Origin of the sequence: Sphingobacterium olei, assembly GCF_005048855.1 — a bacterium.
Classification (GTDB): domain Bacteria; phylum Bacteroidota; class Bacteroidia; order Sphingobacteriales; family Sphingobacteriaceae; genus Sphingobacterium; species Sphingobacterium olei.
Genome location: NZ_SUME01000009.1, coordinates 57,577 through 77,763 on the forward strand (window position 1 = coordinate 57,577; position 20,187 = coordinate 77,763).

At 38.6% G+C, this 20,187-nt stretch carries 12 protein-coding genes and 1 tRNA gene; 3 read left to right on the forward strand and 10 right to left on the reverse strand.

The features are described from left to right. Nucleotides 1-47 precede the first annotated feature (47 nt). The 5 genes from FAZ15_RS18800 to mgtE form a co-directional block, all read right to left on the reverse strand. Nucleotides 48-1,457, reverse strand: coding sequence for a glycoside hydrolase family 16 protein (locus tag FAZ15_RS18800; protein WP_136902861.1), 1,410 nt, complete (start codon nt 1,455-1,457; stop codon nt 48-50). 171 nt (nt 1,458-1,628) lie between these two features. Continuing rightward, nucleotides 1,629-2,771, reverse strand: coding sequence for a FecR domain-containing protein (locus tag FAZ15_RS18805; protein ID WP_136902862.1), 1,143 nt, complete (start codon nt 2,769-2,771; stop codon nt 1,629-1,631). 120 nt (nt 2,772-2,891) lie between these two features. Next, a complete protein-coding gene (locus FAZ15_RS18810) occupies nt 2,892-3,482 on the reverse strand; it encodes an RNA polymerase sigma factor (RefSeq protein ID WP_136902863.1) in 591 nt (196 codons plus the stop codon). Between the two features lie 993 nt (nt 3,483-4,475). Continuing rightward, nucleotides 4,476-4,549: transfer RNA gene (locus FAZ15_RS18815), tRNA-Asn, on the reverse strand. 128 nt (nt 4,550-4,677) lie between these two features. After that, nucleotides 4,678-6,057, reverse strand: a complete 1,380-nt coding sequence (gene mgtE / locus FAZ15_RS18820; RefSeq protein ID WP_136902864.1) for a magnesium transporter — start codon at nt 6,055-6,057, stop codon at nt 4,678-4,680. A gap of 623 nt (nt 6,058-6,680) precedes the next feature. Here mgtE and FAZ15_RS18825 point away from each other — a divergent pair. Beyond that, the gene (locus FAZ15_RS18825) at nt 6,681-9,497 is read left to right on the forward strand and encodes a TolB-like translocation protein (RefSeq protein ID WP_136902865.1); all 2,817 of its coding nucleotides are present in this window, start codon (nt 6,681-6,683) and stop codon (nt 9,495-9,497) included. A gap of 137 nt (nt 9,498-9,634) precedes the next feature. Continuing rightward, the gene (locus FAZ15_RS18830) at nt 9,635-10,045 is read left to right on the forward strand and encodes a hypothetical protein (RefSeq protein ID WP_136902866.1); all 411 of its coding nucleotides are present in this window, start codon (nt 9,635-9,637) and stop codon (nt 10,043-10,045) included. A 94-nt stretch (nt 10,046-10,139) separates the two neighbouring features. Here the strand turns inward: FAZ15_RS18830 and FAZ15_RS23155 are convergent, their stop codons facing one another. Next, a complete protein-coding gene (locus FAZ15_RS23155) occupies nt 10,140-10,268 on the reverse strand; it encodes a hypothetical protein (protein ID WP_394343819.1) in 129 nt (42 codons plus the stop codon). A gap of 281 nt (nt 10,269-10,549) precedes the next feature. Here FAZ15_RS23155 and FAZ15_RS18840 point away from each other — a divergent pair, with 281 nt between their 5' ends. Further along, the gene (locus FAZ15_RS18840; RefSeq protein WP_238387316.1) at nt 10,550-12,706 is read left to right on the forward strand and encodes an ATP-binding protein; all 2,157 of its coding nucleotides are present in this window, start codon (nt 10,550-10,552) and stop codon (nt 12,704-12,706) included. A 104-nt stretch (nt 12,707-12,810) separates the two neighbouring features. Here the strand turns inward: FAZ15_RS18840 and FAZ15_RS18845 are convergent, their stop codons facing one another. The 4 genes from FAZ15_RS18845 to rho all read right to left on the reverse strand — a co-directional run bounded on the left by FAZ15_RS18845 (nt 12,811) and on the right by rho (nt 20,072). Further along, nucleotides 12,811-15,117 carry a beta-L-arabinofuranosidase domain-containing protein gene (locus tag FAZ15_RS18845; protein ID WP_136902868.1) on the reverse strand — a complete coding sequence of 769 codons (2,307 nt, stop codon included), beginning with the start codon at nt 15,115-15,117 and terminating at the stop codon, nt 12,811-12,813. Beyond that, nucleotides 15,114-17,702 carry an alpha-L-arabinofuranosidase C-terminal domain-containing protein gene (locus FAZ15_RS18850; RefSeq protein WP_136902869.1) on the reverse strand — a complete coding sequence of 863 codons (2,589 nt, stop codon included), beginning with the start codon at nt 17,700-17,702 and terminating at the stop codon, nt 15,114-15,116. Before FAZ15_RS18850 ends, FAZ15_RS18845 begins: the two co-directional genes overlap by 4 nt. Before the next feature lie 135 nt (nt 17,703-17,837). Further along, nucleotides 17,838-18,509, reverse strand: coding sequence for a CDP-diacylglycerol--serine O-phosphatidyltransferase (gene pssA, locus FAZ15_RS18855; protein ID WP_136902870.1), 672 nt, complete (start codon nt 18,507-18,509; stop codon nt 17,838-17,840). A 63-nt stretch (nt 18,510-18,572) separates the two neighbouring features. Beyond that, nucleotides 18,573-20,072: a transcription termination factor Rho gene (rho, locus tag FAZ15_RS18860; RefSeq protein ID WP_136902871.1), complete on the reverse strand. Its 1,500-nt coding sequence runs from the start codon at nt 20,070-20,072 to the stop codon at nt 18,573-18,575. Between the last annotated feature and the right edge of the window lie 115 nt (nt 20,073-20,187).

Below are 20,187 nucleotides of genomic sequence, written 5' to 3' on the forward strand. Positions count from 1 at the left end.
TTTGATCTTTCCCACTTCCGCCGGTCGCATTCGATAATACCCCCTACTTACTGTACGTACCATCCTGAACCAGGAGCATAATACTGTAGACCATACCATAGTAGATCCGAAGTCCCTTCGTTATAAGGATTTCCAGCATCGATTTTCACGGCCACGTTTATTATGGGGTAGAAAGCCCAATCGGTACCGCCATCCGTCCTATCAAGCATATTTCTATGCTGCAAGGTCTCTTTGCCATCAACGAAATGCGTAATCCAGTCATCTTCAATAATACAGGCGTAATCGTGGGGCTCGGCATTCAGGTCTATGTCCAGTTCGAAACCGGGGACTCGGTCCAATTCACTTTTCAGACCATTTACCATATCCCGCACATTGGAGCCATGCACACCGATATGTTGCGCAGAACTTGTCGAGCGCGGTGTGTAGGCTGCGCCGTAAGCTCCATTGAAGCTTTCGAAGAAGTCGACCTCCGGCGGCCATTGGCTAACGCCCGTACTGAGCACGCTGCCTACCGCCCAAAAAGCAGACCAGGCTCCGCGACGGCTAGGGGTCTGTATCTGCGCGCGGTAAACACCTCGGCGATACTTCCATTCATCCAATTTCGAACCTTGCAATACAGAAGCCTGAAAGGGAAATATTCTATCGCTAAAGACAACAGGCTCTTCAAACTTTACCGTATGCAGCCGAACAAATGGTCTTCCTTCGCCATCCACCTCACGGGTCTGAGGGTTCACCGCGTGGTCCGGAAATGCCTCAACATTTGTGTACAGGCCAGTCTCACCGTTGCCAGCCTGCGAATAACCGTGCGATAGCCTCGAGCGCCATACTGGGTTGCCGTCGGCATCAAAACCGCTATCTGACCATTCGATGGCCGCCATATCCAAATCCACCGTTGGCGTTACCCCATCCGCATGAAACACAAGCGGATCGCGGTGAAAGGGCATTTCAGCGGGAAGTTCATTAACTGCGCCTTCCTGAATCTGGAAAAAACAAGCAACAGGACCGGCTGTGCCTTCGCCGGGAAAAGTTATCTTGAATTGATCGCCAGGGGTGTGCCTCGGGTTGATAATATCAACCGTAATCCAAAGGTCAGCATCGTCACCTGGACGCCAATATTGATATTTGAAAGAGGTAGATATGTCTCGATTGACGTTGAATCCCTTTGCTCCGCCAGTACTCGTATTAACTTGTACATAAGCAGTGCTCATAATCGCACCGGCTAGCGTCAGCCTTACGTGAGCCTTGGTCGCGCCGGGGGGGATGCCAATTGGTTCTTCCAACGTGGTCATTGGATCAAGATCAACACCGTTAATTGACAAGCGCCGATCCGCTATTACAGGTATATCTTCCAACGGAATCTCCGGATTTGGATTCACAATATGCTCGCTACAACTTACCATCGAGCTGATCACCAACGCCGTGATAACCAACCTGATATTACGCCTACGTTTTTCCATAGCAGTAACTATTACAGTTCTTATAAAATGATTATTCTGTTAATTTATCATTGTCAGCTGGTACGTACCAACTAACCATTGAATTAGCCTTTTTGCGATACCATTACCACTCTGGCCGAAAGCGTTAGCCGCACTCTCGACTTTTTTGGCTAATCTGGGTAAAGATTCAGGTTACCAGATCATCCTAACCTCCTTTCCATTGCGTTTAAATTTAACCTTGCTGACCAATTCCAAGTCAGCCAACAGTTCATCGATTCCTGCGGTGATCGGAAAACTTCCTCCGAAGCGCTTTTTAGGGAGATTCGCTTCGATGACTATCCGTACATCATACCACCTCGCCACACTTCGCATCACCGAAATCACATCCATATCGTCGAACAAAAAGTAACCGTTTTTCCAAGCCATCGCCCGTTCCATATTGCCTTGTCTCTTTACTAAATTGCCATCCGCTGAGGAAACAGCTTCAAAACCCGAAATCAAGGAAAGCATCTTGCCTTGATGGCGCACATCTACACCGCCTTCCAATAGCGTGGTGCGAACCTCATCATCTGAAGCATATGCAGAGACTGTGAAATGCGTACCCGTAACCGTGATTTCCCGGCCTTGTGCCATCACCTTGAACGGCTTTGACCGGTCGGGCATTACTTCAAAATAGGCCTCCCCATCTAACACTACTTTACGCTCACTTCCCGTAAATGCGACAGGATAGGTTAGCGTTGTTGCTGTATTCATCCACACATTTGTTCCGTCGGGCAAAACGAGTTTGAATTGCTTACCATTGGGTACATGGAGGGTGTTTTGTGCCATCGCCTCAGGCCCAACCTCCGATTTGGAATCCAATGATTTCTCGTATACCAGTTCACCACCGTCAAGTTTCCTGATATCGACACCTCCAGTATGGTTCACCAGTCCTTGTTGTAGACCATCTAACCCTACTACCGAACCGTCGGCCAAAGTGAGCCGGATACCATCGGACGGATAGGAAGCTGTTTCTGAAATTACTAGAGACTTTTCCTTAACATCTTTCTTCTCACTGACTGACCACAGCAGTCCAAAAACTGCTAGTAACGAAGCTGCAACGCCTCCATACCATAGCCTCATAGACCTGGAAGAAGACTTGCTTATATAACGCCGCTTATCAATCGCTTGCCTAATCCGAATACCCATTAACACTCTAGCCTCTTCACTTTCCCACAACCAATTATCAACAATGGGATCACGAAGAACCATTTCTTCCAGAAAGCGTTTTTCCGCTTTGGTACACGTGCCATCGGCATACCGATGCAATAATTTTCGAAATTCTTCTCGCTGCATGTAAGTTTATAATAGTCCCAGTTTATAATGGTCCCTTTATTGAAAGAGTGCAACGACGTGACCAAGGGGGTACATCTCGAAAAAAAAATTCGACAAACAACTGATAATCAGAAGAAAAAATTAATTAAAATAATTAATGGTGAGTATTAAGATGAGGTATGAAATGTAATCCTCATCGAGTCTGAGGCGTAGGTGTTTCAGGGATTTATTGATTTGCTTTTTTACCGTCTGGTCCGAAATCTCCAGCCGTTCGGCGATTTCCTTATAAGACAGGTGTTCTTTACGGCTTAGTACAAATACCTCACGCATCCGCTCCGGGAGTTTATCAACCTCGGCATCAATGATGTCCGACAATTCCCGAGTGTCTATTTCCGCCAACATACTTTCATCAGCTTCCCAATAATGATCAACGAGTCGACGTTCGATATCTCCATGTTTCACTTGCTCGCGAAAGCGCTTGAAAGCCAAATTTCTAGCAATGACAAACAAGTAAGATTTTATGGATTTGATATTTTCCAATTTACCTCGCATCTCCCAGAAAGCTATAAATGTTTCTTGGACGATATCGGCGACGTCATTTTCATCCGGTAAAATACGGACGACATACCGAAATAGGCGTTCCCAATACGCATCGTAAATAGCAGAAAAAGATGACTCCTCTTCTATATCTAAAATCCGGATATGATGTGTATTTTCACTTTTGGATCCCATAAATCTACCTTATCATAAGTCACAATTGATCTGTGTAAAACAAACTTACATAAAAATCGTGAATTTGAATTGCAAGGATTTTATATATCGGCAAATAACTCCATCTTTTGTATCAATTCGCTACAAATTCCTTGACCCCGCATACGGAGACTTTAAACCGCTTTTTTTTAAATTTAACCCCGTATAAAGCACCGTTCACCTCACGCCGGGTCGTCATTTCGCATTCAAAGAGATGGCATAGCAGTATGTATCATAGGCCATGAAGCATACACTTCGCGCGGAATGACACACACCTTACACGAAACGACGTACGTCTTAAAGCAGGTGGTGTATGTCTAAATTCGCGAAGTGCACGCCCTATGCCACGAAGCATATACTTCATACGAAATGACGTACGTCCAAACGCAGGAAGTGTATGTCTAAATCTACCAAGTGTACGTCATATGTCCCGAAGCATATACTTCATACGCAATGACGCACGTCCAAACACAGGAAGTGTATGTCTAAATTCGCGAAGTGCACATACTATACAATGAAGCATACACTTCCTACGAAATGACGCACACCTTAATCGAAACGACGTACGTCTTAAAGTAGGAAGTCTATTTCTTAATCTACCAAGTGTACGTCGTATGCCACGAAGCATATACTTCATACGAAATGACGTACGTCTAAAAGCAAGAAGCATATATCCAAATACGCGAAGTGTACGTCATATGCCACGAAGCATACACCTCGTACGAAATGACGTACATCTAAAAGCAGGAAGCGTATATCCAAATACGCGAAGTGTATGTCATACGCCACCAAGCATACACTTCGTACGAAATGACGTACATCTTAAATGAAATGAAGTACGTCTAAATGCACGAAGAGTATGCCTAAATAGGCGAAGGGCATGTCCCCCAACTCCTTGGGGGGGGGCTGGGGCCCTAAGTGCGCTAAAACACAAAAAGGTCATTTTCCTTTACGAAAAATGACCTTTTTGTGTTGCTCCTGAAGCTGGGCTCGAACCAGCGACCCTCTGATTAACAGTCAGATGCTCTAACCAGCTGAGCTATTCAGGAATCTGGTTCTTTTTATTTCCGAAACCTCATTTCCGTTTCAGTGATGCAATTATCGGAAGTTTAAAGGAGTTGTCCAAATATTTTTTTTATTTTTTATACAAGTCATTCATTGCCAATAAGAATAATTTTTAGAGCAAAACACCTGTTAAAAGTAAAGTCGCAAAAGTGAAATAAATAAGTAGTCCGGTAACGTCAACAAGTGTCGACACAAAGGGTGCGGATGAACTAGCTGGATCGGCCCCCATCTTTCGCAAGAGAAAGGGAAGCATAGAGCCTGTTAAGGATCCCCATAATACGACACATACTAATGAAAAACTCACTACCAAAGCTACGAGAAACCAATGTTCACCGTAATGATCCGTAAAAAATTGCCAGGTGGCTATTCTTATAAAGCCCAATGTGCCCAAAATAAGTCCAAGGGCTAGACCCGATAAAATTTCCCTTTTCATGACACGCCACCAATCTGTAAGTGATACTTCTCCAAGAGCCATAGCCTGAATAATCAATGTCGACGCTTGAGAGCCACTATTACCCCCACTTGACATAATCAATGGCATCAAAGCAAAAAGCAGCACTGCGCTCATCAATTGCGTCTCAAAATGCTCAATAACCGTAGCCGTCAACAATTGGCCTAAGAAAAGAACAACTAGCCAACCTGCGCGTTTTTTGACAAGGTGGAGAACAGATACATCCAGGTACGGCTCGTCTAGCGCCTCCGTACCGCCAAAACGTTGCATATCCTCCGTATACTCTTCGTTGGCCACCCAAAGGATATCGTCAATAGTCACAATCCCCAACATGATCCCCTGCTCATCGATAACCGGCAATGCAACCCGATTATTCATCCGGAACACATTAACAGCTTCTTCTTGGGGATCATTCGCATTTAAAGAAATCAAACGATTATCAATCAAATCGCCTACCATCGTATCCAACTCCGCCAACAAAATATCTTTTATCCGAATATCATCCATGAGCTTACCATCCGAATCGATGACGTATAATACGTCAATCGTTTCCGAGGCGTTACCATATCTGCGGATATGATCTAGTATTCGTGAAATGGTCCAGTGTGCTTTAACAGTAATATAATCGGGAGTCATCAAACGACCGACGCTGTCTTCGGGATAACCCAAGAGAGAGAGAGCTTCTTTGCGTTCCTCTGGCGAAAGCATAATGATCAGACGCTTCACCACGTCACCTTTTAGCTCTCCGAAAAAAGAGGTCCGATCATCGGGAGGCATCTCATTAATAATCTCTCTAACTTTCGAAGCAGAAAGCTTTTTGAAGATCCGCTCTTGTGTTGGAAAATCCAAAATTCTAAAAACATTGACAGCCCTTTTTAGATGAAGCGTTTCGAGAAATAAAGCACCGTGCTCCGGAAGTTCATCAATCAATTCCTCGACATCGGATATATTTAACTCATTAAGAAAATTCTCCAGTCCAACCTGATTGTTTTCGTCAATCAACTGTTCAACTTGCGCGACTTGCATTTCCAGTTCTTCCATTTACGCCCTCCTAAAAATATGATCTTACATCGGTCTGTTAATTATTTTTTATGCTGCAAAAGTCGTTTATTTTAATGGAAAAAAATAATGTTTTTTGTCGAAGTTGCAAATAGTATTTAAAAAAAACACCCTTGCTTTTCAATAAAAAAAACGCCATTTTGTCAGTACAAACACCTTATATCTTGAACACTTCTTTCTATCCTACATACACTTAGAAAATCTACATTAAAATTCAATTTCACAATCTCATTTAAAAAAGTAATCTGACTCTCTTTCTTTTTTTCAATTCATTTTCTGTAACTCCTATTGAAGATTTACCGAGCCCTAAAAAACATTAAATAACATCAATGGGCTAACACATCCTAAATAAAGACTCAGTATAAATGAATAGGCAGAAAATAAAAATATTAATAAAAATCAGTACATTCGTTTTAATAAAAGATATTATGATTTCCAAAAATGAATTGGATTAAAAAAATCAAAATTAACGTAGAAAATACAATGTTTTTAATTATTAAAAATTAATCATAATTAATTAATAATCATATATAAAAAACTATTATATAAACTAAATATAAATATAAAAACTCACATTCTAACTATTTTTTTTAGCAAACAACTGTATGACCTCAATATACAATCACAAGAATATAAATATCAGTATTTTAACTATATTTATATTAACAATAAATTCATCAATAACATTTTCACAACTATTTGATGGATCGCAGTCCCATTTTCGTATCAAATGGAAACAGATAAATACCGAAAAATTCCAACTTATTTTCCCCGAAGAATTCTCTTCGGCTGCTCCTGCCCTTGCCGCTAGACTCGAAGTATTTATTGAACAGACGGCATCCAAATTGAATAGACCTTCAAAAAAAATAAGCATTATATTACAACAAAATCACATCGCGCAGAATGGTTTCGTTCAATTAGCGCCGCGCAAATCAGAATTCTACAGCACCCCTTCTTCCATTGCTGATAACCAAGAATGGCTCCCAAATTTAGCACTTCACGAAAGTAGACACTTCGCGCAGTTTGACAACTTGACAGGAAATTTAAAGAGCCCATTTTTTGAACAATTGGCACTTGCGCTCTTCGGACTTAATCTTCCGGCTTGGTTTTTTGAAGGTGATGCCGTGCTTCAAGAGACTCTTTTTTCAAACGGTGGGAGAGGAAGATTGACTTCTTGGAACATGCCAATCCGCGCAAATATCCAGTCTGATCTATCATTTGATCTTAACAAATATGTACATGGTTCCTTCAAAGATCTTGTTCCGAGTTATTATACCATTGGGTATTTTATGAACAGCTTTCTTTACGAAAAAGACCCCGAAATCCATGGAAAAATCTTGGAAGAAATGAATGGAAAATTACTTCGGCCCTTCAACTTTGAGCGTAGCTTAAAAAAATATTCAGCGCAAAAAAGCAATCAACTTTTCAAGTCTACTATACAAGATTTAACTAAAAGATGGGATAAAGTAACCGATATAAATCCCCCAAATTCAATGGAAATAATGGACCAATTTCCTACGGATTACTTTCTTCCCCAAATAGCAAATGGCAGCGTATATGCGCTTCAGCATAGTCGACAATTCACGCCTAGAATCATCCGTTTGGAAAGTAATAACACGAAACAGTTATATAAAAAGGTCGTACAAATCGGTCAACAATTGACACCTTATTTCCATACTCAGGGTAATTTCATGGTATGGGATGAATACCGAAAGGATCCGAGATTTGAAAAACAGACGTATAACATCATTAATATATATGATATCAACACAGGAAAAACACGCCATCTTACCCACAATACACGCTATTATTCGCCTATACTTTCTACAGATCTGCGCGAGATAGCAGTTGTAGAAGTCAGTTTGGCAAACCATGTTCAAGTTGTTTTTCTGGATATTAAGAACGGCAATAAACTTGACTCAATCCCTATTCCAATAGGGACACATATTCAACAACCACAATTTAGCCCGGCTGGTGATAGGCTTATCGCAATAGCGGTAAATCAGAAAGGCACGAACCTTATCGAGATAGATAGAAATAACAAAGAATTAAGATACCTGCTCGACTGGTCTAATTTTCAATTGGAAAGACCTATATATGCTGGAGAACGCATCGTTTTTAAAGCCAATTTTAACGATAAGGATGATATTTATGTATTTGAGAACGGCAATATCTCATCATTGACAAATAGTCAATTTGGAGCGTTTAATCCGTTTGTAGATAAAGACACCTTATATTACAATACGTATACCACCAATGGCTATAAAGTAATGAAGCAGTTGTTAATAAATGATACTGAAAAGCGGGTCATTCCTTCGATGGTATATACATTATATCCCAACCAAAATGAGGCTTCATACGCATCGCTGTCCCCTGTCAAAGAGTATCCTATTCAGAATTACAATGTCACTAAACACAGTTTCAACTTTCATAGCATTACATTAAGTGGCAATGATTTCGAAAGTTTTGACAATTTAAAACCCGGAATATTTTGGATATCAAATGATATATTGAATACCACCTCAGCAAAACTTGGCTATGAGTACGATACCGAAATCGAAAAAAGCACCTATTCAGCGGAAGTAAGTTATCAACGATATTTTCCTAAGATATCTCTTTCTTATAAAAATAGAGGACAATTGGGACAGGCTACCCGTAACGGGAATCGGGATTCGATTATTAATTTTGATTATCGTGAACATTATCTTGCAGCCGATATCCAACTACCTTTTAGCATATATAGAGGAAATAAAGTATACAGTTACGGCGTTAACATGGGAACTTCTTATCAAAAAAGATACGACCTTAGCCTAACTACGTTAAGCAATTTCAATGATATCATCAGCTTTCCACTAAATTACCAAATCTATTTTAATAAAAACAGCTTGCGGGCTGCTATGGATATCCTTCCACGTTGGGGACAAAACCTTAGTTTTACCTATCGGCACCTTCCATTCGAAAGCGAGCTAAATGGGGATATGTGGTCGCTCCGCACTAATTTCTACTTTCCCGGATTCCTATTCAATCATAGTCTACAGATACGTTATTCTATGCAAGAATCGTCGGGAAGATATTTATATTCGAATGATATACCTCTTGTAAATGGATTTGCTAATTTCCGGTCTCCAGCAATAAAAAACACCTTGCTATTTGACTACCGGCTGCCAATTGCCTATCCCGATTGGTCTATAGGCAATATGGCTTATTTAAAAAGGATTAGAGGAGTTGTCTCCGCCGATTATCAAAACCTCGAAGAATCGGATCTTTCACCCAAAACTACTGGAGCAGGCCTTTCATTTGACTTCAATGTATTTAAATACCCTGTTCCCCTATTTACATTTGGCTCTCGATTGACTTATATTAATGATAAAACGGCAAAAAACCGAATAGTGCCCACATTTAGTTTGGGATATACCTATTAGGTAATACAACACGGCATGTAATAAGATAATATTCTTACTATCAATATGTTATTTAAAAATTTTTAAAACAAAAAATATTTGAAGACGTTATAATAATTACAGCAATTAGTAAATCCCTCAACAAAACAAGTTATAATATGGCAATTATATCTACTGAGGCTGAGATACAAGAAAGATTATCCGCCATTTATGAAGAGTTAATTAACACAAAAGATTTCATCCGCAATGAACTCATTGAATCCCGGCTAAACTACGATAAAGCTTGCGACAAACATATTCAAACAGGTTTTCGGTGTGAATACGAGTGGATTGACGCAGAGATATCACACCAAAAGAACTTCATAAAATACGACATCTATTGTCATCTTCTCGAAATCGTAAATGATTTCCGGGATTTGTACGGACAGTTCCCGGAATATCATCAAATGTACGTAACGCTGAATTTAATTATGCTTCAACTAGCTAGAGAAGAAAAATATGAGTTAGCCGCGATACTTAAAAATTGGGTAGATCGGATAAAGTGTATAATAAAAGAGAGATCTCCATAACTGGATGATTACGTCAAAAAGAATTAAAGTTATAAAAGAGAATTTCAGCCTATGATTAAGGCTGATGTTTCTACTATCTTTGAAGACACATTTTTTAATAAAAATTATTGACCAAACTGTTCATATAAACCTCTACATTGTCATATATTTCACTCAAATCCTTGTCATTCGCACTGGCGGTATTCGGGTCCAGATTGTTCGCAATTTCCCATTCATCTGGTATGCCGTCTCCATCTGTATCGGTTGGGGACGTAGTCTATGTAGACCATCCGCCGACATTCGTCTGTGAGTCGATGATACCCGGGTAGCCTGTTTTCGACCCATCATAAGTCGCCGTACCGTTTTACACTTCACACGTTGATCTACCGCATCGCGTTTATAGGAGGCACCTGCTTTTTCCAATACCTGTTCGTAAGCCTGTTTGAGAATCACAGAGCTATTTTGCCAAGATTTTGTTTAACGTAAAAATTAACACATATCAATTAAGAAATTTAATACCTATCTTTGAAAGAAAACGGACCAAATATGTCGATTCCTTCTAAAAACACTTCGCGGCTTCGAAGTTTACTCATCTATAGTCTCATATTTTCGTTTATCTTTCTTAGCTTTATATTCGTCTATCAATACAGTCAATATGGACTTGTAGAGAAAAGGTTAAATGCGGCCTACTCTGTTGGACAGACTCCCTCGGATGGCTTATATAAGCTTTTTTCTACTTATAGTGAAGCGGACAATCTTTTTAGACTATATACCATAGATTTCACAAAGGAGAATTATGGTGCTTATAAAGATAAAATAGATACTATTAAATATTATGTAGATTCATTATCATCTCTTCCTATTGCAGAAAATCTATTCAACAACAGTGCTACCGTAATTGCCACGAAGGATAACTTAGCTATGGAATACGCTAACCTTAAAAAAGACGTAGATCATCTCATTTTATTTGCTAAAGACTCCCTATCAATATTGTCTGACCCTATTAATAATTATAAACCGCAAAAAAGCACTATCTCTACAGATCAAGTCATAAGTAAAATTCTAAAGGATACAAGTCATCTAATGACTTTTCAAGATACCGTCATTAACAAGAAAAAAAGCCTGTTTAGTCGGATATTTAATTCTAAAAACGACACATTACTTTCCAACAGGTCTAACCAAAATTTTAATATTAATCAAATCGATCTGATACAACGAAATATCGAAAATTTAGTAACACAACAGGAGAGAACATCAAATAGCAACATAAAAAATCTGCAGCGTGCCTTTTTAAAATTACAGGAAACAGAAAGAATACTAATTTTTTCAAACTATCATTTATTAAACAATCTCAAAACCGGAATAGATCGTCTAGAGCAGCATGAAATTGAGCTACGAAGAAAAGCAGAAGAACTTGATTTTATTCAATATAAGAACAACACACAGCAATTCGGGCTACAATTAGCAGGGGCTTTGGCAATTATGCTTTTAATGATCTTGTTTATTATTTACTACCAATACAATGCGGCCACTTACGAACGAAAAATACGGAATGAAAAAGAATATGCAAATAAGATTGCCGAAGAGAAGACCAGCGTACTTGCGACGATAAGCCATGAGATACGGACTCCAATCAATGCGTTATTAGGTGTAGTCGATATCATCAAAAAAAGCAAAGGACTTAATAATGATGATCAAAAACTTATTCTATCAGCTAATTATGAACTCATGCTCATCAATAGTACGGTAAACGATATTCTGGGGCTAAGCAAATTGGAAACTGGATCATTGCATGTTATTAACGAATATTTTGCTCCTCATCAGCTTTTATCAGATGTCATAAAACTGCACACCTATCAAGCCGAAGCAAAAGGGCTCCTCTTCACATATCATATCGATTTTGATCCCAAAATACAGATATATAGCAATGCACTGCGAATAAAACAAATCGCCTCAAATCTGGTTGGAAATGCAATAAAATACACCAAAAAAGGCTCTGTTAGTTTTTCTGCCCGAATAGAAAGATATAAAGACAAACAAAACATACTTATCGAAGTAAAAGACACTGGAATAGGGATATCCGATGAAAATAAAGCTCATATATTTCGGAAATATTATATTACAGAAACAAAAAACAAAATTGGCGGATTCGGACTAGGATTGTATATTTCTAAACTTCTATGCGAACAATTAAATGGTAATATTTCATTTAACAGCAAATTCGGGGTAGGTTCCACATTCACTTTATCGGTACCAATTCAAAAACAACTTCTTTCTGAAGAAATATCCGAACCACCAACAATTGCCGATTTACCCGATGATCTTCGCATCGTTATAATTGATGATAGTCGGATTAATTTGCTTTTTATACAGCAGTTCTTAGGTCAAAAAAAGCATGTGTACACCTTCGATGAGGGGCAAGATGCATTAGATTTCCTAAAAGACAACGACGTTGACATTATACTTACGGACATGCAAATGCCCGAAATAAACGGTTGGGATATTCTCAATAATATTAGGGAAATTGAACAAAACCAGCACATTAAAGTTTTTGCACTAACCTCAGAAAAAATGCTATTAGAAGGGCAAAACGTATCCAAATTCAAACATACATTTGATGGAATCCTCAGTAAACCGATCGACGAACAGGAACTCGTTATCACTATACTAAAGAATTTATAACATCATTCCTTGGTCATATAATGAAAAAGAAAAAATGAAAGATTTTTAAAGAGATTACCCGCTGCAGGCGTAATCTCTTTAAAAATCTTTCAAACCGGAACGTCTTATTTTAATAGTCTTAGTTCAAAAATTTTTACGGTCGGTTGGTTGTCAAGAGCTCTAAAGGTAACGGTAAATGGCTTACCATCGCTCAAGTTATCAGATAATGATATTTCAATGATCTCAGTAGCGGTCTGCCCCGACGATGTAAAAACCTTCATCGGTTTGCCATCGATATTTATCTCTACCTGTTGCGCCACAATTGAATTATCCAATTCAATTCGCAATATTCGCATATTTTCATCAAATGGAAAAGTATACTCAAAAAAATCTATTGTATTTCTCCAATGTCTATTATGCTCGTAACCTGCTGTCGATTGGTTCATTTTGATAAAATGATCGGATTCCGGTTGTTGTTGCCCACATATAATTCGATCTATGCTCCTGCCATCCAACTCTTCATTTTGAGAAAATCGTTCATTGGCATTTTCATAGGGCCAATAAAGAATATATCGACTATTATGTAGCTGATAAAACGGTTCCAAGGTATACGCTATTATTTGTCCACCATGATCTTTAACATTTAACTCAAAACTTATATCATTTCCACTTTTCTTTTTAACCAAGTCGATTATATTGGCACGACCGCCGTATAAAACAGGAATCTCGGAAAGATCCATCTTTTCGCCTTTAGCCACATGCCCTCCTCGACTATCATCCGCATATAATCCGGAGAGAGGAGGTCCATCGATTTTAGCGGATAATACGATCGGACCATATAAAAATGCATAATAATCAGATTTATCCGGTAGTTGTTCGACAGTGATTTTCATATCAAATGCGACACGGATCCTATCGCCATCTTTCCATTTTCTATTCAAATCATAAAAGCCATTTACAATTTTGACACCATTGATTTGTTTATCATTGACGTAGAATTTCACCGTATTGGACCAAGCAGGTTTACGTACTTTGAAGGCAAATCGTTGGGATTTAACCAAATTAAGCGTGAACTCCGAAAAGTTGTGAGAAGGAAAGCTATTCCTTTGCGTCATAATAACACCTTTTTCTTTCCAATTGACCTTTGAAGGAATAAACAGATTTACATAGAAGCTGTGTTTATCATACGCATAGATCATTTCTCCATATTTCGAATGATTTTCTATACCTGATCCCACACAACACCACATACTTGTATGCGGTTGCGAATATACACGGTAGTGCCCCGGTCTCATCTGCGTAAAATAAACCAATCCGCCTGTTTTTGGATTTTGGGTCGAAAGAATATGATTATAGACCGCTCGTTCATAAAATTCGAGGTATTTAGATTGGGGATGAGTCTGAAAGAGCATTTTGCTCAATCTCATCATATTGTATGTATTACAAGTTTCGGGTCCCTCTATACTCTCGATCATTTTAGAAAAATCCGTAGTTGGATGAAAATGCTCACCGGCTGAATTCCCTCCTATTACTACACTACGTTCTGTCGTAACTTTATCCCAAAAAAATTCCGAAGCACGATCCCACGAGTCATTTTGATCCAAATCAGCAATGCGCTTGTAACCTATAACTTTTGGAATTTGCGTATTCGCGTGTAAACCAGTCAACTTGTCTACACCTTCTAATAAGGGATTCAAAATAGATTGATGGGAAAACTGCTTAGATAATTTCAAATATTTGGGATTCTTTGTAAAGTCATATACATCCGCAAATACTTCATTAAGTCCTCCATGCTCACTAACCAATATATCTTGAATCTGCTGATCTGAAAGTGCCGAAACTTCTTCTATCATCCAATCCGTCAAATCCACCAACATCTGTTTTGCTAAATCGGATCCGGTGTACAAATAAGCATCTCGTAATCCCGCATAGGTCTTGTGGATATTATATAAAGGAACCCATTTCCCATTTAAATCAAAATTTCCGGCTTTAATTTCCCCTCTTTTTATCTCCTCCCACATTTTTATACCTTGTGGTACACCACCGATATAACCATTACCATTTTTCGTTTGCGCAGTATGCAAGACATCAAGCATATAGTCCAAACGTCTTTTAACCAGTTCATCTTTATCGGCAGCATATAATAAAGCTAAAGCGGACAAATAGTGCCCTCCGATATGCCCATCCAATCCGGTATTTTCCCAATTTGTATATTGCTCTTTTTTTGTCTCCAACCCAGCCTCTTTTAGAAATGGAGATAATAGGCGATCCGGATCCATGTCAAGAATGTATTTCTTGTTTAAGTTCTGAGCTACCAAAAACGGACTCTCTAGCAAGTTTACTTCTGCGTTATCAAAATAATGCACTTGTGCTCCAGCGCTATTCAGCGTCAAAAACGTAGCAGCTGTATAAATAATCTGTACTAATTTCATTTTTTTATTAACTTAAATACGGTTAAGGAATAGGGTTGTAACCTTAGTTGGTTTAAATGCTGCAAATCAACGACTGATTTAGACGGTTTAGCTATTTTCGAACTTGGAACGTCACTTAATTCAGTTTTCTCTATGTTAGCATCAAACGATATTAAATGAGCCGTATCAATTACAACGTCTACGGTAACAGGTAACATATTAACCATCTTTAGAATTAGTTCACTATTGTTTTCATTCCATACCACTGAGGTTGCGATACGATTCGTAACTTTGAAGTCAGTTGAATGTATCCGGTTTGTACTATTGACATAATGCGTGCCGACATGTTCACCAAACAACTTTTGCACTTCATAACCCACAGTTGGTTTTACCTCCTCGTTATTGAAATAAATCAGATCTGGATTCCATTGTGTAAATCCTTCTTTTGCTAATAAAGGTGCATACGAAGTCATTTCTACAATATCGCCGTTTCGTTCTAAGCTTGTCAGATGAATAGCTTCTGCTAAGGCAGTTTCTAAATTATTTGGTCTTCCCGGCAAATGAGCAGCATATTCTCCAAGATAAACTTTAGATTTATCTCTGTCATATCGATCGTAAAAATCCTGATTATAAATATACCATCCCGGTGTTTGGTAGTAATGTTCATCCATCATTGGTACATTCAGTCTATCAGCAATATTCCAACCTTCAACATAATCTGTCCCCTCATTGAAAGGCCCCGCAGTACCTATAACAATTATTTCAGGATATTTTGCTTTGATGGCATTGAAAATCAAAGTAAAACGTTCCTCGAAAATATCCGTGATCAAATCTTCATTGCCAATACCTAAATATTTCAAATTGAAAGGTTCTGGGTGACCTGCGGCAGCTCTCTTTTTGCCCCAATATGTATTTCTATCGCTATTGGCATATTCAATCAGATCTAAAATATCTTGTATATAATCATCCATTTCATCCAAAGGAATACCACATTGTTGGCCTGCGCCTCTATCAGAAGAATTTTGACAAGGCACACCTGCAGCAATTACCGGTAAGGGTTCTGCCCCCAGATCTTCACAAAATTGGAAATACTCATAATAACCTAATCCTACCGATTGATGATATCCCCAAAGATTGCGCTGTGGCTTACGTTCTTCCAGTGCACCTATCGTGTTCTTCCAATTATAGATATTATGGATGCCATCCCCGTGGGCAACACATCCTCCAGGAAAGCGAACGAATCGAGGTTGTATAGCTGCAATAGTTTCGGCTAAATCTTTTCGCAATCCATTTTTTCTATTTTTAAAAGTTTCCTGAGGAAATAACGAAACCATATCCAGTGCTATTTCGCCGCGACCTTGGGGTGTAATTCTTAATATTCCTTTTCTAGCAGCTCCACTTGCTTGCAAGACCAAAGATTTTTTTTGCCATTTTTTACCGATGGATTTTATCGTCTGTTGGGCAATTACTTTACCATCTTCATCGAGCAATTCCACCAAAAGGCTACTGATATCTCCTTTAATGTTCTTAGCGAATATTGAAAAATCGTATTTCTGCCCATTCCGAAAGACTATACCATCAAAACCCTCATTCAGCAATGCACCACCATTTGCGGTTACGGAAAGTGTCACGTAATTTTTGTTATTGATATGAATCGGATTTATTGTATCTATTTTATGTGTAATCGCCTTCCCCTCTAATTTCCATGATTTAAAGCTATTCCAGTTGGGATCTGAACCTTTTTTATCATGAGTATGGTATTCAAATCCTCTATTTTGAATAAGCTCTGCATATAAACCTCCGTCTGCTGCATAATTGATGTCTTCAAAAAAAATCCCCATCAGGTAATCACTTATTCTCTTTTGGTTATTAAGGTCGACAGAAAAATCTACGCTAACGGACTTTAAATCTGCAAATCGAACGATATCATCTTCAGTACGTTCGTTATGCAGCTGCGATTTATACACTTCTAATTTTTGGGCATTAATTATCTTATCTATAACTTCCCAAGCTACTTTATGAAGTGTACCCTCTTCCTCTACTCCACTTAAATTAACCTTTAGTCGTTGCTTTCCATATGAGTCAGCATCCAGCTCTCCCACATCTTCATAATTTTTTAAATCTCTAGATATCGCACGGAAATGTTTGTTACTTTTAGGACTAAACCAAGAAATGTTATACTGATTATTCGTTTTATCCCAGCTCATTTCAGGCTTCGACACATTGTCGCCTACTAATACCTGTGGATAGGATTGCCTGTACCAAAAAATCAAATCGTCCGAAGATGCATGTGCAAAAACCCCATCCTGTTCATTAAGTTGCCAGATAGCATGCCATTTATTATCAACACCTTTGATAAGAACAGGAGATATCATTCTCTTTTGGGCACCCCAAGTTCCATAATCCGAACGCACAAAACTGTGTTCTGGCCCGACAAGATGCCATTTCTTCTGGTCGATAGTCCACGCGTAATGTAACCCATTCTTATTGTTGTTTTTCGTGGTTGAATACGCAAACAGCAACGCTGAATCCGGTTCAGCAGTGGGTTTCGAATATGCAAAGCGGAGGGATATCAATATGCTTAAAAATAGAATAATGTTTTTCATAATTATTTCCTATGAATTTCCATGGTTTATTTTGGATTGATTTCAATCCTAAGATAACACTTTAATTTTACATGTCAAAAAAACAATTATAAAACTAAAACCTAAAAATCCGGAATATTACAATTTACTATGCGTTTATTTTTTTTGGAAATGCAGGATAGAGAAAATGATATACAGAACAAATATCATGGGTACCGCCAATACTTTGACGATTAAGACCAATATAAGGGATACTAAAAGGAAGATGTATTTGAATTTATTCTCATTCCATCCGAGGGAAGAAAGTTTCATCGAAAACAACCTCAATTCGCAAACAAGCAAATAGCTACATATCAATATGATGGCTAGTAGCACATATATATTTTGTAGGATAGACGGGTATTGTGTGCCAACAAAGGGTAATGAAATGATGAGAAATGTATTCATTGGTGTATTTACACCTATAAAATCGGAACTCTGACGTGCGTCTATATTAAATTTCGCTAGACGTAACGCCGAAAAAATGGTCACAACAAAACCTAGGAGCGGAATATATTCATGTGTTGTCACATTTTCCAATAATTTAAACATGACAGCTCCGGGAAGAAATCCGAAACTTATCACATCAGCCAACGAATCCAGCTCTTTACCTATCAACGACTTCACATGCAGTAATCTAGCCGCCATACCATCAAAAAAGTCGAAAATACCCGAAGCCAACACACAATAAAACGCCGCTACGAAATCCCCTTTTAAAACGAACAGGATTCCGATACATCCGCTAAATAGATTCAAGCATGTAATGGTATTCGGTATATATTTCTTCATCAACTGCAAATAAAAAAAGCCATCTAAAATTAGATGGCTTAAAAATATCAATAATTCGTGGGATTATCGATTCATACTTATTAAAAATTCGTCATTGGATCTGGTACCACGCATTTGCTGTAACAAAAACTCCATTGCTTCTGTAGGATTCATATCAGACAAATGGTTTCTAAGCACCCAAAGTCTTTGTAAAGCGTCTTTGTCCATTAATAGGTCATCACGACGCGTGCTTGAAGCAGTCAGGTCAATAGCAGGGAAAATACGCTTGTTAGATAATTTACGATCCAATTGCAATTCCATATTACCGGTACCTTTGAATTCTTCAAAGATTACATCATCCATTTTTGACCCTGTTTCCGTCAATGCAGTTGCCAAAATTGTTAACGAACCACCATTTTCGATATTACGCGCCGCACCGAAGAAACGTTTTGGTTTATGTAATGCGTTTGCATCCACACCACCAGACAAAATCTTACCTGATGCAGGAGCTACTGTATTGTAGGCCCGAGCTAAGCGGGTAATAGAATCCAATAAAACAACTACATCATGTCCACATTCTACCATGCGTTTTGCTTTCTCTAAAACGATATTTGCAATTTTAACATGTCGTTCAGCCGGTTCATCGAATGTTGAAGAAACTACTTCAGCACGTACATTACGTGCCATATCTGTCACCTCCTCTGGGCGTTCATCAATTAAAAGAATAATCAAGTAAACTTCCGGATGATTCTTTGCAATTGCGTTGGCTACTTCTTTCAATAAATTAGTTTTACCCGTTTTTGGCTGTGCAACGATTAATCCACGTTGACCTTTACCAATAGGTGTAAACAAATCCATGATGCGTGTAGAGTAATTGTTTGACCCTAGGTCCAAATTCAACTTTTCATCTGGAAATAATGGTGTCAAGAAGTCGAAAGGAACGCGATCTCTCACCTCTGCAGGATTTTGTCCGTTAATGGATTCGATACGTACCAACGGAAAATATTTTTCCCCCTCTTTAGGAGGACGGATACTACCTCTTACGTTATCACCTGTTTTTAAACCAAAAAGTTTAATCTGTGATTGAGATACATAAATATCATCTGGAGAAGTCAAATAATTATAATCTGACGAGCGTAAAAAACCATAGCCATCAGGCATAATTTCTAATACACCTTCATTAACGATGACGTTGTCAAAATCCGTATTTGAAGCGGAAGAAACCTCTGCTCTTTTTGTTTCCACTGTATTTGATGATGTCGGAGTATATTGTTCTTCAGATTTGGGATTCTCTGTGGGGAATAAAGTAGGCTCGTTGTCAGTGTCTGCTTTTATACGCTTAGTCACTGGAACGGGCTCCGTTTTTAACGTTCTTGTTCTGCGTCTGGGTCTATCTTCTGATTCTTCTTCCACAAGAACAGGTTCAGCCGTTGCATTTTTTTCCTCAACAGGTTGTTTTGCTATATCTGAGATCTTGTCGATAAGTTCTTGTTTACGAAGCTTATCGGCATCTGCGACTCCCAAGACCTTAGCTATCTCGCGTAATTCTGACACGAGTTTAGAATTCAATTCGGTGATATCCATTAATGATATTTATGAGTTTTTGGATTTTATTGTTTGAAACTTATTCTAAGCAAACTCAGAGATCTTTTTTCCAAGCTTTTTATTCAAAACGAAAAAACAAGTAGTTTCTTATTTC